Here is a 14,086-nt window from a genome sequence, read left to right on the forward strand (position 1 = left end):
CGGCCAGCCGGGTACCCCGATGATCAGGGTGAGATGCGCAACGTTTTGCCCTGGTGACAGTCCGCCGATTGCGCGGCGGCGGCGAAAAACTGTAACGTGTTCTAATTCGAGCAAGATTGGGGAGGCCCCAGGTGAGCACCGACACGGCGGGAACCGCGAGCATTCGCGAGATCGACACCGGCACGCTGCCCGACCGCTTCGCGCGCGGCTGGCACTGCCTGGGACCGGTGAAGGACTACCTCGACGGCAAGCCGCACGGCATCGAGATCTTCGGCACCATGCTGGTGGTCTTCGCCGACTCGGCGGGCGAGGTGAAGATCCTCGACGGCTACTGCCGGCACATGGGCGGCAATCTCGCCCAGGGCACGATCAAGGGCGACGAGGTGGCCTGCCCGTTCCACGACTGGCGGTGGGGCGGCGACGGCAAGTGCAAGCTCGTGCCCTACGCCAAGCGCACGCCACGGCTGGCGCGCACGCGCGCCTGGCACACCGATGTCCGGGGCGGCCTGTTGTTCGTGTGGCACGACCATGAGGGCAATCCACCCCAGGACGAAGTGCGCATCCCCGAGATCCCCGAGTGGGCCAGCGGCGAGTGGACCGACTGGAAGTGGAACTCGATGCTCATCGAGGGCAGCAACTGCCGCGAGATCATCGACAACGTCACCGACATGGCGCACTTCTTCTACATCCACTTCGGCCTGCCGACGTACTTCAAGAACGTCTTCGAGGGCCACATCGCGTCTCAGTACCTCCACAACGTGGGCCGACCCGACATCAACGACATGGGCACCGCGTACGGCGACGCCAAGCTCGACTCCGAGGCGAGCTACTTCGGCCCGTCGTTCATGATCAACTGGCTGCACAACACCTACGGCGACTTCAAGGCCGAGTCGATCCTGATCAACTGCCACTACCCGGTGACCCAGGATTCGTTCATGCTGCAGTGGGGCGTCATCGTCGAGAAGCCCAAGGGGCTGGACGACAAGACCACCGAGAAGCTGGCCGACGCCTTCACCGACGGGGTCAGCAAGGGCTTCCTGCAGGACGTGGAGATCTGGAAGCACAAGACCCGCATCGACAACCCGCTGCTGGTGGAGGAAGACGGCGCGGTGTACCAGATGCGCCGGTGGTACCAGCAGTTCTACGTCGACGTCGCCGATGTGACACCGGAGATGACCGACCGGTTCGAGATGGAGGTCGACACCACGGCTGCGGTGCAGAAGTGGAACGTCGAAGTCGAGGAGAACCTGAAAGCAAGGGACGCGGAGAAGCAGTCGACGTGACAGACACTCCGGATGTGGACCGCCTCGCCAAGTCGATGCTGCTGTTGCACGGCCACGACGACGAGGAGCACGAGCACGGTCACACTCCGGGTTCAAGCCGAAGTTGGGGTAAGGCACCGGATTTCGCGTCGGATCCGGAGCGTGCGGCCGCGGTGCGTGCGAGCAGTCAGGCCGATCGCGAGCGGTACCTGAACTCCGGTCTGGCGTCGGTGGACTGCCGTTTCTGTCATGTCGCGGTGCGCGTCAAGAAACTCGGGCCGGCGCACACCTCGGTCCAGTGGACGAGCGAGGCGACGCAGCGCTGCGCGCATTTCGCCGAGATCCGTTCGTCTGGAGGCGATCCCGCCCGCGAACGAGCATGCCCGCGACTGGCGGACAGCATTCGCCACGCCGTGGCCGAGGGGTGTCTCGAGGAGTACTCGAGCGCACCCTCCCCAGGCGACGGCTGACGGGCCGCCTGTCCACTCTCGCCCAAACTCACGTTCAGGCGGATTCGTGCGAGTGAAGTCCGCCATTTCGTCGATCTCGAGCGTGGCGCCGAGATCGACGAAATGGCGCGATCCACCCGCACAAGTGCGCCCATTCGTTGGTTTGGGCGGAAGAGGGGCCCGGCTACAGGCCGGCGAACTGTTCTTTGACCTGGTCTTCGGTCAGCCCGTAATCCGCCAGTGAATAAGTGTGTTTCGGGGCTCGTGGGCCCTGCTGGCTCTTCTCGTGGGTCTGCACGACGGCCGCGCGTGCCTCGTCGGTGAACTCGATGTCGAACGCCCGGTAGATGTCCTCGACGGCGGACACCGGATCCTTGATCAGCGCGAAGTAGTCGAGATCGTAGAACTGCGCCGGATCGTGCTGGGCCCGCTCGGCGCTGAACAACCGCAGCCCCCGAGACCACGTCTCGAGCGAATCCTCCCCGATCACCTTGCCGTGGAAGCTGTGCGACCACCCCTCGGTGGTGTGCTGTGCCAGAGAGCACATCGACGCCATGATCGTCTCTGCCGGTCGGTGGCACTGGATCACCAGCGCGTCGGGGTACGTCGCGAACAGCGCATCGAGGGCGAACAGATGGCTGGGGTTCTTCAACACCCAGCGCTTCTCGGCGTCGTTCAGCCCGATCAGCTGGAGGTTCTTGCGGTGCCGCTGATAGGGCTTCGTCCAATCCTGCCGCGCGAGCCACTGCGAGTAGGTCGGCAGGTGAGCCAACGTCTCGTAGCTGACCGAATGCAGCGACTGCCGCAGCAGCTGCCAGCACTCCTCCACCTCGTCGGCGGTCATGTAGTGCAGGCCGGTGTAGTCCGGGTTCTCCGCATGCGCCTTGCTGAACTGCGCATCCAGCTGCTGGAAAACCGGGTTCTGCGACCAGGTTTCGCGGGGCGGCCGGGGCTGCGGGAACTCGGCGAGCCACAGCTCCAGGCCCTGGTGGCGCGGATCGGCGGCCAGCAACCGGTGCACGGCGGTGGTGCCGGTGCGTGGCAGGCCGGTGACGAAGATCGGCCGCTCGATCGGCACGTCGACGTGTTCGGGATACTGCTTGAACGCCGCCTCCGACACCAGCCGCGCCACCAAAGCGTTGCGCACGAAGAACCGCTGCATCTTGCTGCCGAACTCGGTCAGGTCGGCATCGCGCTGATAGGACTGGAGCAGGACGGCCAGCGCTTCGCGATAGTTGTCGTCGTCGCTACCGAAATCGTCGAGTCCGCAGGCCTTCACCGCTGAGGCGTGCAGATCCTCGACGGTGCCGACATTCGTGCGGGCGGAGGAACTCACGCCTTGTACTCCCCGCAGTTGACATCCAATGCCTGTCCGGTGATCCCACTGGACAGGTCGCTGGCCATGAACAAGATCGCCGAGGCCACTTCGTCTTCGGTGGGCAGCCGTTTGAGATCGGAGTTGACCGCAGCGGCTTTGTAGATCTCATCGACGGTCGTGCCGTACTTGCCGGCTTGGTGCTCGAAGTAACCTTGCAGCGTGCCGCCCCAGATATAGCCCGGCAGAACCGAGTTCACCCGAATGCCCTGGTCGCCCAGCTCGCTGGCCAGCGATTGCGACATGGCCAGCAGCGCCGACTTGGCCATCTTGTACGCACCCTGCTTGGGATCGGAATGTCGCACCACCATCGAATTCACGTTCACGACTGAGCCCTTGGCCTCCGCCAGTGCCGGCGTCAGCCCCTGGATCAGCCGGAGCGCCCCGAGCACCGTGAGCTCGAACGTCTCCCGGATGTGGTCGAAGCTGGTCTTGGCCAACGGCTTCATCGACGGCACCTTGAATGCGTTGTTGATCAACACATCGACCTTGCCGTACGCCTCGAGCGATTTCTCGACGAGATTGCTCACCTGCGCCTCGTCGGTGATGTCGGTACCCACCGACACCGCGCGCCGACCGAGGCCCTCGACCTCCCCCGCTACACCCTCGAGCCGCTCAACGGTCCGTGCGGCCAACACCAGATCAGCGCCCTCCTGTGCGCATCGCCGCGCCAGCGTGGTGCCCAGCGCCGGTCCGACGCCGCTGATCAGAACGACCTTGTTCTCGAGCATGCCCATCGCTATCCCACCATCCTGTAGCCGATCTGCTGCTGACGCAGAGCGATTCGCGCCCGCCAGTCGTCGGAGGAGATCACGTTGTCCTTGTGGTACGGCAATGCGCCGGCGACGTCGTCGAGGTCCATCACCGCCACCGTCGGACCGTCGGCCTCGGTCATCTGCCGGGACACCCGTTGCCACCGGAACTGCAGGTAACCCTTGCGGTGGCCGAGTGTTTCGACCCAGTTCGTCACACCGGGGTTCTCGTCGGAAACCACGATGCGGATGAAGCCGTCCGGATCCGCCTGCGCCTGCGTCCCGTTCAACGAGGTCTGGTGGTTGATGTAATCCAGCGAGATGTACCAGAGACTGCCGAGCTGGAAGCCCATGTAGGGCGCATCGGAGACCGGCACGGTGATCACCATGGCCTGATCGGGCGCCAGATCGAAGTGGCCGACCGACGAATACTGGGTGGCCAACCCACCCGGGGTGAGCCGCGGCGGCACCATCGTGTTCACCGGCAGCGTGTCGTAGAACCACTGCGGAAACTGCAGCCAGGTCTTGACCCGCTGTACCAACTGCTTGCCCGCGACCGCGAACCGCTTCTCCATCAGCTCAGGGGTCAGCGGCGGCGGTGCGGTGCCCGCAGTGTCGGTGCGCGCAATCGCCAACGTACCGCGCTGCGCCGACCAATCGTTGTACACCTCACGAATCACCAACTGCGCGGGCGATTTCGGCACCACCCGCCATTCGAAGGTGCCGTCGGGCGCGATGTCGAGTTCGCGATCGTCGAACGCCGTCTCGCTGTCCGGGACGTTGTCGTCGGTGTACTCGCCGCCGAGCATCTGGAAACTGAGATCGGTCGTCGTGCCGCGACGACCGGTCACCACGTACTCGTGGCCCGGCACGACGCGGGTACCGAAGTACAGCGTGTCGGGATTGTCGAGGCCCATCTTGGTGAACGGACCGGTTCCGCTGTGCAGGAACGGGTGGTCGCGGTCGTAGTCGAAGGCGACGTGCGTGCAGGCCGCCACGCATCCGGCGAAGTACTGCAGACCTTCGAGGAGGTCGGCGTCGGATTCGATGAAGGGCGCGGCGACGACGAGCGCCTCGGCCTCGGCGATGGCGTCGATCAGCGGCTGTGCGTGCACGCCCCCGAAATTAGAACGCGTTCTAACAGGAGTCAATATATCGACCGTAGCGTTCCAAATATGTACCGTTCGGCATGTGTCGCCGACTGCCCGCCGCGTCTCGCCGCCCACCGACCGGGTCGTCGCGATCCTCGAATTCCTCGGTGCACGACCGACGGAACGCTTCGGTGTCTCGGATCTGGCACGCCGCCTCGGCCTGAGCAAGCCCACCTGCCTGGGCATCGTCACCTCGCTTGCCGAGGCCGGCTACCTGGTGCGCGACGACACCGACAAGACCTATCGGCTGGGACCGGCCCTGATCACGCTCGGCCACCGCGCCCAGGAGGCGATGCGGGTCAGCCCGGCCGTGCGCGACGAGCTACGCCGCCTGTCCACCCGGTTCGGGGTCACCGCAGCGCTGTCGGCGGTGATCGACGATCGCATCACCGTGCTCGACCTGGTCAGCCCGGCCGGAGCGCACCCCGGTGTCGAAGTGGGCCAGAGTTATCCGTTCGCGCCGCCGGTCGGACTGATGTTCGTGCTGTGGGACGATCTCGCCGCCCGGGCGTGGCTGGCCAAGGAACCGACGATTCCGTTGCGCACCGACACTCAGCGGTTGCACCGCGTGATCACCGCGTGTCGCGCGGACGGCTACCTGGTGGAACGACAGACGCCGGCCGGTCGGCGGCTGTATGCGCTGATGGCCGGGATGTCGGCCACACTGCCCGACGAACTGCGGGCGCTGCTGGGCGAGCTGGTCTCCGACATCGGCGAACGCGTGTCGTTGCAGGAGGACAGGCGGGCACGGACTCGCCACGACATCAGCGTGATCTCCGCCCCCGTCTTCGATCAGCACCGGCGCCAGGCCATGGTGGCTTCGATGCACATCGGCACGGCGCTGACCGAGCGCGAGATCGGCGAACGGGCGCGCGCGGTGGTCGCCGCCGCCGACGCGGTGACCGCGCAGCTCGGCGGCGCCAGACCCGGATGTCCGGCACCGGCTAGGACGTAGCGGCCAGCGCGAACGGGAGCACGTCAGCGGCGCCGGCCGCGCGTACGACGCGGACCGCCATCGTCATCGTCCACCCGGTGTCGGTGCGGTCGTCGACGAGCAGCACCGGGCCGTCGGGCACGGCGTCGGGAACCGACCACGCGCCGTGCAGTGCCGCGACGCGGTAGGCCGAGTTCGCGGCGCCGACGGGCCGGTGGCCTGGGGTGTACTGCAGAGTGCCGAGATCGGTGAGCCTGCCCAGCTCGGCCAACCGCGCGCGCAGCGAGGTGATCAGCAGCGGATGCGTGGCCGAGTCGAGCGCCATCACCGCGGTCGGCCGCGTCGTCCAGTTCCACGCCGCGAGCACCTTCACCGCGGCGCTCACCACATCGTCTGGCACCTCGGCGTCGGGCCCGTCGAGCAGCGCCCGTAGCCGTGCACCCCAGCCCAGGTCGGTGAGCCGCCCGACGACGCGGCCGGGCGACGGTCCGTCGGTGATCCGGCCCGACAGCTCGATACCCAGCTTGGCGAGGCCAGTCGGCCACTGCTTGCGCGGCGCCAATTCGACCCCGGGACGCATCAGTGCGGCGCGGATCTCCTCGGAGTCGGACGCGGCGACGTCGCCGCTGACACGTTCACCGGTGCAGTTGTCGCACCGTCCGCAGCGCTCGTCGGGCGTCAGTGTCGGATCGTCGAGTTGGGCGCGCAGGAACGCCATCCGGCACCGCTGGGTGGCCTGGTAGTCGAGCATGGCCCGCTGCTCTCGGCGGCGTGCCTCGTCGAGAGTCCGATAGCGCTGCTCGTCGTACTCCCACGGCTCGCCGGTGCCTGTCCAGCCGCCTTTGACCCTGCGGACCGCCCCGTCGACGTCGAGGACCTTGAGCACCATCTCGAGCCGGGAACGATTGAGGTCGACGAGCGGCTCAAGCGCCGCCGTCGACAGCGGACGGTCCACGTCCAGCTCACGAATCACCTTGCGCACCAACTGTTCCGGCGGAAACGCCAGAGACCCGAAATACCGCCAGATGTCGGCGTCCTCGTGGCCGGGCAGCAGGATCACCTCGGCACGCTCGGTGGCACGGCCGGCGCGGCCGACCTGCTGGTAATACGCGATCGGCGACGACGGCGCACCGAGGTGGACCACGAATCCCAGATCGGGTTTGTCGAACCCCATGCCCAGTGCCGACGTGGCGATCAGCGCCTTCACGCGGTTGCCCAGCAGATCCGCTTCGAGCTGCTCCCGTTCGGCGGCGTCGGTGGCGCCCGTGTACGCCGCGACCGGATAGCCCCGCTCGCGCAGCAGCGCAGCGACGTCCTGAGCCTGGGCCACGGTCAGGGTGTAGACGATGCCCGAGCCGGGCAGCTCGCCGAGATGTGCGGCCAGCCAGGCGGCGCGCTGCGCGGGGTTACCGGCGGTGACGACCGACAGCCGCAGGGATTCCCGATCCAGACCCCCGCGCAGCACCAGCGTGTCACGGCCGCCGACGCCGAGCTGCGCAGCGACGTCGGCGACCACTCGGTCGTTGGCGGTGGCCGTCGTGGCGAGGACCGGAACATCGCTGCCGAGGTCGGCGAGCAGCGTGCGGATGCGGCGGTAGTCGGGGCGGAAATCATGGCCCCAGTCGGAGACGCAATGCGCCTCGTCCACGACGACGAGGCCGGCGTCGCGTGCGAGCTCGGGCAACACGGAGTCACGGAAGTCGGGATTGTTCAGCCGTTCCGGGCTGACGAGGAGGACGTCGAGATCGCCGTCACGCACCCGAGCATGGATGCCGTCCCAGTCGGTCATGTTGCTCGAGTTGATGGTTGCGGCACGCACCCCCGCCTTCTCCGCCGACGCGACCTGGTTACGCATCAACGCGAGCAACGGCGAGACGATGACCGTGGCGCCGTGACCGTTGCGACGCAGCAGGGTGGCCGCGATGAAATAGACCGCCGACTTCCCCCACCCGGTACGTTGCACCACCAGCGCACGTCGCCGGTGTACCACCAGCGCCTCGATCGCCGTCCACTGGTCGTCGCGCAGCTGCGCACCCGGACCCGCCAGCTGTTCGAGAATCTTCTGCGCGTCGTCGCGGGTCACCATGACCCCATCGTCTCCGACACCCCCGACACACACTGACCGTGCCTCCCGCAGGAACGCACGGTCAGTGGTCGGCGGTCGACGATCAGGCCGTCGGCGCCTCGGAGTCCCCCGCGTTGTCGGGCTCCGGCGCGCTCGGGAGCTGCGGGGTTTGTACGGTCCACACCGCCTGGGCGACGGGAGTGGGCGTCACAGTGATGCCGCAGCGTTGCTTCAGTGAGCCGACCGGTTCGTAGATGGCCTCCAGTTGACGCTGGACCTGCGGGTTGTCCTTGAGGTACGTCACATACGCCTGCTGGGCCTCCGGCTGAGGCTGGGCCGACATCGTGGAAAGCGCCTCGTTGGTCTGCGGGTTGGCCGTCAGGTATGCACCCTCCGAGGCTGCTGCGGTGCTCACGGTGCCGGCGACACTGGCGGCCGAGCAGTCCGAGGTGAAGACCGGCCCCGGAGCCGGCTCGGCGCGGGCCACGGGGGCGATGATCGCGACCGCGCCGAAGGTGAGCAGGCCGCCTGCGAACACGCCGAACAGTCCACGGCGAACGGTGTCGGTGGAAGTCACGGGCAATCACTCCTCTGGGTCTGCGAACGCACATTCGCTTTCCCTTTTTGCTAGCCGATCGCCGCGGAAGCTAAACACCGCGCAACCGCCGGAAGCCGGCCGTCTGCTCACGTTCACCGGCTGACGGTCGTCCTGCGCGCGGGCCTACGTGGTCGCCGCCGCGTCCATCTCCCGTTTGATCTCCAGGGCGATGTCGATGAGCTGGTCTTCCTGGCCGCCGATGAGTTTGCGCTGCCCGGCACGGTGCAGCAGCTTGTGCGCGGGCACCCCGTAGCGCTCGGACTGGCGGATGGCGTGTTTGAGGAAGCTGGAGTACACCCCGGAGTAGCCCATGATCAACGCGTTGCGGTCGAGCAGGCACTCGGCCGGCATCGCCGGGGCGACGACCTCTTCGGCAGCGTCGGCGATGTCGAAGAAATCGATGCCGGTCTTCACACCGATCTTGTCGAACACCCCGATCAACGCCTCCACCGGCGCGTTACCGGCCCCCGCCCCGAAGCGGCGGCACGACCCGTCGATCTGCTTGGCCCCGGCCCGCACGGCCTCGATGGAGTTGGCCACGCCCAAACCGAGGTTCTCGTGCCCGTGGAAACCCACCTGCGCGTCGTCACCGAGTTCGGCGACCAACGCCGCGACCCGATCCCGCACCCCCTCCAACACCAAGGCACCGGCGGAGTCGACCACATAGACACACTGACACCCCGCATCGGCCATGATCCGCGCCTGCTTGGCGAGCTTGTCCGGGGAGATCGTGTGACTCATCATCAAGAACCCGACGGTCTCCAACCCGAGTTCACGGGCGAGCCCGAAATGCTGGATCGAGACGTCAGCCTCGGTGCAATGGGTGGCGATGCGGCAGATCGACCCGCCGTTGTTCTGCGCCTCTTTGATGTCTTCCTTGGTGCCCACCCCGGGCAGCATCAGGAACGCGATCTTCGAGTCTTTCGCCGTCTCGGCGGCGAGCTTGATCAGTTCCTGCTCGGGGGTCTTGGAGAACCCGTAGTTGAAGCTCGACCCGCCCAGCCCGTCACCGTGGGTGACCTCGATGACCGGCACCCCGGCCGCATCCAGGGCCGCGACGATCGCACCCACTTCGTCTTTGGTGAACTGATGCCGCTTGTGATGGGACCCGTCGCGCAGCGACGTGTCCGTCATCCGCACATCCCACATCGGATCGAAATAGATGCCGCTCATGCGTGACCTCCGGTGGTCGCTGCCAGGACTTCCTTGGCGATCTCCTCGCCCACCTTGGTGGCCGCGGCAGTCATGATGTCCAGATTTCCAGCGTAGGGCGGCAGGTAGTCGCCCGCACCCTCCACTTCGATGAACGTCGTGACGACATGGGTGCCTCCGTTGACCACCGACGGCTCATCGAACTGCGGCTCGTTGAGCAACCGATAGCCGGGCACATAGGTCTGCACCTCGGCCATCACCTCCTTGATCGACGCCGTGATCGCGGCGTGGTCGGCGTCGTCGGGAATCGCGCAGAAGATGGTGTCGCGCATGATCATCGGCGGGTCCGCCGGGTTGAGGATGATGATCGCCTTACCCCGCTGTGCACCGCCGATCGTCGACACCCCGGCGCTGGTGGTCTTGGTGAACTCGTCGATGTTGGCCCGGGTGCCCGGACCCGCCGACGCCGAGGACACCGACGCCACGATCTCGGCATAGGGCACCCCCACCACACGACTCACGGCGTAGACGATCGGAATGGTCGCCTGCCCACCGCAGGTCACCATGTTCACGTTCGGCGCGTCCAGATGCTCGCGCAGATTCGCCGGCGGGATCACCCCCGGCCCCACCGCCGCGGGGGTCAGATCGATCGCCCGGATACCGGCCTCGGCGTACCGCGGTGCCGCATCCCGGTGCACGTAGGCACTGGTCGCCTCGAACACCATGTCCGGCATCTCGTCCCGTGCGAGCAGCCAGTCCACCCCCTCGTGGGAGGTCTCCAGACCGAGCTTGCGGGCGCGAGCCAAACCCTCACTCTCCGGGTCGATCCCGATCATCCAGCGCGGCTCCAGCCACTCCGAACGCAGGAGTTTGTACAGCAGGTCGGTACTGATGTTGCCCGACCCGACGATCGCCACGGTTGCCTTGTCAGCCATATCAGGCTCCTATTCGAAATCCAGTCGTACCGAACCCAACCCGGAAAAATCGGCGACGAAACGGCTACCCGGCGGCGCGTCGATCGCGCGGGTGCACGACCCCGGCAGCACGATGTCACCGGCCTTCAGGCGGACGCCGAACCCCTCCACCTTGCGCGCCAGCCACGCCACCGCGGTGACGGGGTTGCCCAGAACCGCGTCGCTGCGCCCTTCGGCGACCACCTCGCCGTTGTTGGTCAGCACCGCGTCGATGCTTCGGATGTCGATGTCCTTGGGCGAGACCCGCGCCTCGCCCAGTACCCATCCCGCCGACGAGGCGTTGTCGGCGATGGTGTCGCACAGCTTGATCTGCCAATTCGTGATGCGCGTGTCGATCAACTCGATCGCCGGCGCGAACGCCGCGGTCGCCGCCAGCACGTCGTCCTCGGTGCAGCCGGCGCCCGGCAGGTCGTCGGAGAGGATGAAGCCGACCTCGACCTCCACCCGGGGGTACAGATACCGGGCCGACTCCACGGGCCGATCCTCGAACACCTCCATGCCGTCGAGCAGATGCCCGTAGTCGGGCTCGTCGACGTTCATCATCTTCTGCATGGCCTCCGAGGACAGCCCCACCTTGTGGCCGATCACCCGCGCGCCGTCGGCCACCTTCGACCGGATGTTGATCAGCTGGATCTCGTAGGCATCGACGACGTCGATGTCGGGATGAGCGTCCGTGAGAGGTGAGATGGGCTGACGTGTGCGCTCGGCTTCGGCCAGGTCGGCGGCGAGCTTCTCGCGCACCTGCGCGGGCAACATGTGAATTCCCCTCGTTTCGTCCACCGGCACAGTTGTTAGTCGGCCGGGCAATTCTATAACGTGTTCTACATGACCGAGCAGGAGTATGACGTCGTCGTGGTGGGCAGCGGCGCCGCAGGTATGGTCGCCGCCCTCACGGCCGCTCATCAGGGCCTCTCGACGATAGTCGTCGAGAAGGCTCCGCACTATGGTGGTTCGACCGCCCGCTCGGGTGGCGGGGTGTGGATTCCGAACAACGAGGTTCTCGAGCGGGACGGGGTCAGCGACACCCGCGAGGCCGCCCGCACCTACCTGCACTCGATCATCGGCGACGTCGTGCCCGCCGAGAAGATCGACACCTACCTCGACCGCGGTCCGGAGATGCTGTCATTCGTGCTCGAGCACTCACCGCTGAAGCTCTGCTGGGTGCCGAACTACTCCGACTATTACCCCGAGGCACCCGGGGGCAAGTCGACCGGGCGATCGGTGGAACCGAAGCCGTTCGACGCCAAGAAGCTGGGACCCGACATGAAGGGCCTGGAACCCCCGTACGGCAAGGTGCCGCTCAACGTGGTGGTGATGCAGCAGGACTACGTGCGGCTCAACCAACTCAAGCGTCATCCCCGCGGGGTGCTGCGCAGCCTGAAGGTCGGCGCGCGCACGATGTGGGCGCAGGCCACCGGCAAGAACCTCGTGGGCATGGGTCGCGCGTTGATCGCGCCGCTGCGCATCGGCCTGCAGAAGGCGGGGGTGCCGGTGCAGCTGAACACCGCGATGACGGACCTCCACGTCGAAGACGGGGTGGTTCGCGGCATCTATGTGCGCAACACTGCCGAACCCGAGAGCGCAGAGCCGACGCTGATCCGGGCCCGGCGCGGGGTGATCCTGGGCAGCGGCGGTTTCGAGCACAACGAACAGATGCGGGTCAAGTACCAGCGCGCCCCGATCACCACCGAGTGGACGGTGGGCGCGGCGGCCAACACCGGCGACGGCATCCTCGCCGCCGAAAAGCTCGGTGCCGCATTGGATGTCATGGAAGACGCGTGGTGGGGCCCCACGGTGCCACTCAAGGGTGCCCCGTGGTTCGCCCTCTCCGAGCGCAACTCCCCCGGCTCGATCATCGTCAACATGAACGGCAAGCGGTTCATGAACGAGTCGATGCCGTACGTCGAGGCGTGCCACCACATGTACGGCGGGCAATACGGGCAGGGTCAGGGTCCCGGCGAAAACATCCCGGCGTGGCTGATCTTCGACCAGCAGTATCGCGACCGCTACATCTTCGCCGGATTGCAACCGGGGCAACGGATTCCGAACAAGTGGATGGAATCCGGGGTGATCGTGAAGGCGGACACGCTCGACGAGCTGGCAGCCAAGACCGGTCTACCCGTCGAGGCCCTGTCCGAGACGGTGCAGCGCTTCAACGGATTCGCTCGCAGCGGCGTCGACGAGGATTTCAGACGCGGCGAGAGCGCCTACGACCGCTACTACGGCGATCCCACCAACAAGCCGAACCCCAACCTCGGCGAGATCAGCCACGCCCCGTACTACGCCGCGAAGATGGTGCCCGGGGACCTCGGCACCAAGGGCGGCATCGTCACCGACGTCCACGGACGTGCCCTGCGCGACGACGGCTCGGTCATCGACGGACTCTACGCGGCGGGTAACGTCAGCGCCCCGGTGATGGGGCACACCTATCCCGGACCCGGCGGCACCATCGGCCCCGCGATGACCTTCGGGTACCTCGCGGCACGGCACCTGGCCGGCAAGGAGTAGCCATGCCCATCAACCTCGACGAGGCGATCGGTGCCGAACTGCCGCCGGTCGAATTCTCCTGGAGCAGCAGCGATGTGCAGCTCTATCATCTCGGGCTCGGTGCGGGTGCCGATCCGATGGATCCGCGCGAGTTGCGCTATCTGACCGACGGCACACCGCAGGTGCTGCCGACCTTCGGCAATGTCGCGCAGAGCTTCCACCTGACCGAACCCCCCGTGGTGAAGTTCCCCGGCATCGACATCGAGCTGTCCAAGGTGTTGCACGCCAGCGAGGCGGTGACCGTGCCCGGTCCGATCCCGCCGTCGGGGACGGCCACCGCGGTCACCCGGTTCACCGAGATCTGGGACAAGGGCAAGGCCGCGGTGATCTGGTCGGAGACCGAGGTCAAAGACGCTGACGGAACCCCGCTGTGGACGCAGAAGCGCTCGATCTTCGCCCGCGGTGAGGGCGGCTTCGGCGGCGACCGCGGCCCGTCGGGATCGTCCGCGGCGCCCGAAGGTGCGCCCGACATCGAACTGACGCTGCCCACCTCACCGCAGCAGGCACTGCTGTACCGCATGTGCGGCGATCGCAACCCTCTGCATTCGGACCCGGAATTCGCTGCGACAGCAGGCTTTCCACGCCCGATCCTGCACGGGCTGTGCACCTACGGAATGACCTGCAAGGCGCTGGTCGACAACCTGCTCGACGGCGATGTCGCTGCCCTGAAGTCCTACGGCGCGCGCATGGCCGGTGTCGTGTTCCCCGGCGAGACGCTGAAGGTCAGCGTCTGGAAGGACGCCGGAGCCTATCGGGCGGTGGTCACCGCGCCGGAACGCGATGACGCCGTAGCACTGGCCGGTGTCGACTTCGTGCCTGCCTGATTG

The 14,086-nt window shown here is 66.8% G+C and carries 13 protein-coding genes; 5 read left to right on the top strand and 8 right to left on the bottom strand.

What is annotated here, in order from left to right:
• Positions 1-131 precede the first annotated feature (131 nt).
• Positions 132-1,283 (top strand): Rieske 2Fe-2S domain-containing protein, encoded by a 1,152-nt coding sequence (locus tag ACXYX3_RS22655; RefSeq protein ID WP_241205476.1) that lies wholly within the window; start codon positions 132-134, stop codon positions 1,281-1,283.
• Positions 1,280-1,732, top strand: a complete 453-nt coding sequence (locus ACXYX3_RS22660; RefSeq protein ID WP_458609086.1) for a hypothetical protein — start codon at positions 1,280-1,282, stop codon at positions 1,730-1,732. The genes ACXYX3_RS22655 and ACXYX3_RS22660 overlap by 4 nt, the downstream gene beginning before the upstream one ends.
• Before the next feature lie 163 nt (positions 1,733-1,895).
• Here the strand turns inward: ACXYX3_RS22660 and ACXYX3_RS22665 are convergent, their stop codons facing one another.
• Genes ACXYX3_RS22665 through ACXYX3_RS22675 form a run of 3 tightly spaced genes read right to left on the bottom strand, consistent with a single transcriptional unit; the run spans position 1,896 to position 4,953 of the window.
• Positions 1,896-3,047: a sulfotransferase family protein gene (locus tag ACXYX3_RS22665; RefSeq protein ID WP_458609087.1), complete on the bottom strand. Its 1,152-nt coding sequence runs from the start codon at positions 3,045-3,047 to the stop codon at positions 1,896-1,898.
• On the bottom strand, positions 3,044-3,817 hold the full coding sequence (locus ACXYX3_RS22670; protein WP_458612191.1) for an SDR family oxidoreductase: 774 nt from the start codon (positions 3,815-3,817) through the stop codon (positions 3,044-3,046). The genes ACXYX3_RS22665 and ACXYX3_RS22670 overlap by 4 nt, the downstream gene beginning before the upstream one ends.
• Before the next feature lie 8 nt (positions 3,818-3,825).
• Positions 3,826-4,953 (bottom strand): hypothetical protein, encoded by a 1,128-nt coding sequence (locus ACXYX3_RS22675; RefSeq protein WP_458609088.1) that lies wholly within the window; start codon positions 4,951-4,953, stop codon positions 3,826-3,828.
• Between the two features lie 76 nt (positions 4,954-5,029).
• Between ACXYX3_RS22675 and ACXYX3_RS22680 the strand changes: the two genes are divergently transcribed.
• Complete coding sequence (locus ACXYX3_RS22680; protein ID WP_458609089.1) at positions 5,030-5,944, top strand: IclR family transcriptional regulator; 915 nt, start codon at positions 5,030-5,032, stop codon at positions 5,942-5,944.
• On the opposite strand, the gene ACXYX3_RS22685 is transcribed toward ACXYX3_RS22680, so the two are convergent.
• The 5 genes from ACXYX3_RS22685 to ACXYX3_RS22705 all read right to left on the bottom strand — a co-directional run bounded on the left by ACXYX3_RS22685 (position 5,934) and on the right by ACXYX3_RS22705 (position 11,468).
• Positions 5,934-8,009, bottom strand: coding sequence for a RecQ family ATP-dependent DNA helicase (locus ACXYX3_RS22685; protein WP_458609090.1), 2,076 nt, complete (start codon positions 8,007-8,009; stop codon positions 5,934-5,936). The genes ACXYX3_RS22680 and ACXYX3_RS22685 overlap by 11 nt on opposite strands.
• 82 nt (positions 8,010-8,091) lie before the next feature.
• Positions 8,092-8,565: a hemophore-related protein gene (locus tag ACXYX3_RS22690; RefSeq protein WP_458609091.1), complete on the bottom strand. Its 474-nt coding sequence runs from the start codon at positions 8,563-8,565 to the stop codon at positions 8,092-8,094.
• 144 nt (positions 8,566-8,709) lie between these two features.
• Positions 8,710-9,759: a 4-hydroxy-2-oxovalerate aldolase gene (dmpG, locus tag ACXYX3_RS22695; protein WP_241205469.1), complete on the bottom strand. Its 1,050-nt coding sequence runs from the start codon at positions 9,757-9,759 to the stop codon at positions 8,710-8,712.
• Positions 9,756-10,673 (bottom strand): acetaldehyde dehydrogenase (acetylating), encoded by a 918-nt coding sequence (locus ACXYX3_RS22700; protein ID WP_458609092.1) that lies wholly within the window; start codon positions 10,671-10,673, stop codon positions 9,756-9,758. The genes dmpG and ACXYX3_RS22700 overlap by 4 nt, the downstream gene beginning before the upstream one ends.
• 9 nt (positions 10,674-10,682) lie before the next feature.
• The gene (locus ACXYX3_RS22705; RefSeq protein WP_458609093.1) at positions 10,683-11,468 is read right to left on the bottom strand and encodes a 2-keto-4-pentenoate hydratase; all 786 of its coding nucleotides are present in this window, start codon (positions 11,466-11,468) and stop codon (positions 10,683-10,685) included.
• 69 nt (positions 11,469-11,537) lie between these two features.
• Between ACXYX3_RS22705 and kstD the strand changes: the two genes are divergently transcribed.
• A complete protein-coding gene (gene kstD / locus ACXYX3_RS22710) occupies positions 11,538-13,220 on the top strand; it encodes a 3-oxosteroid 1-dehydrogenase (RefSeq protein ID WP_458609094.1) in 1,683 nt (560 codons plus the stop codon).
• 2 nt (positions 13,221-13,222) lie between these two features.
• On the top strand, positions 13,223-14,083 hold the full coding sequence (locus ACXYX3_RS22715; RefSeq protein ID WP_458609095.1) for a MaoC/PaaZ C-terminal domain-containing protein: 861 nt from the start codon (positions 13,223-13,225) through the stop codon (positions 14,081-14,083).
• The last annotated feature ends 3 nt before the right edge of the window (positions 14,084-14,086 follow it).

It is taken from the genome of Mycobacterium sp. Panama NTM2 (assembly GCF_054355555.1).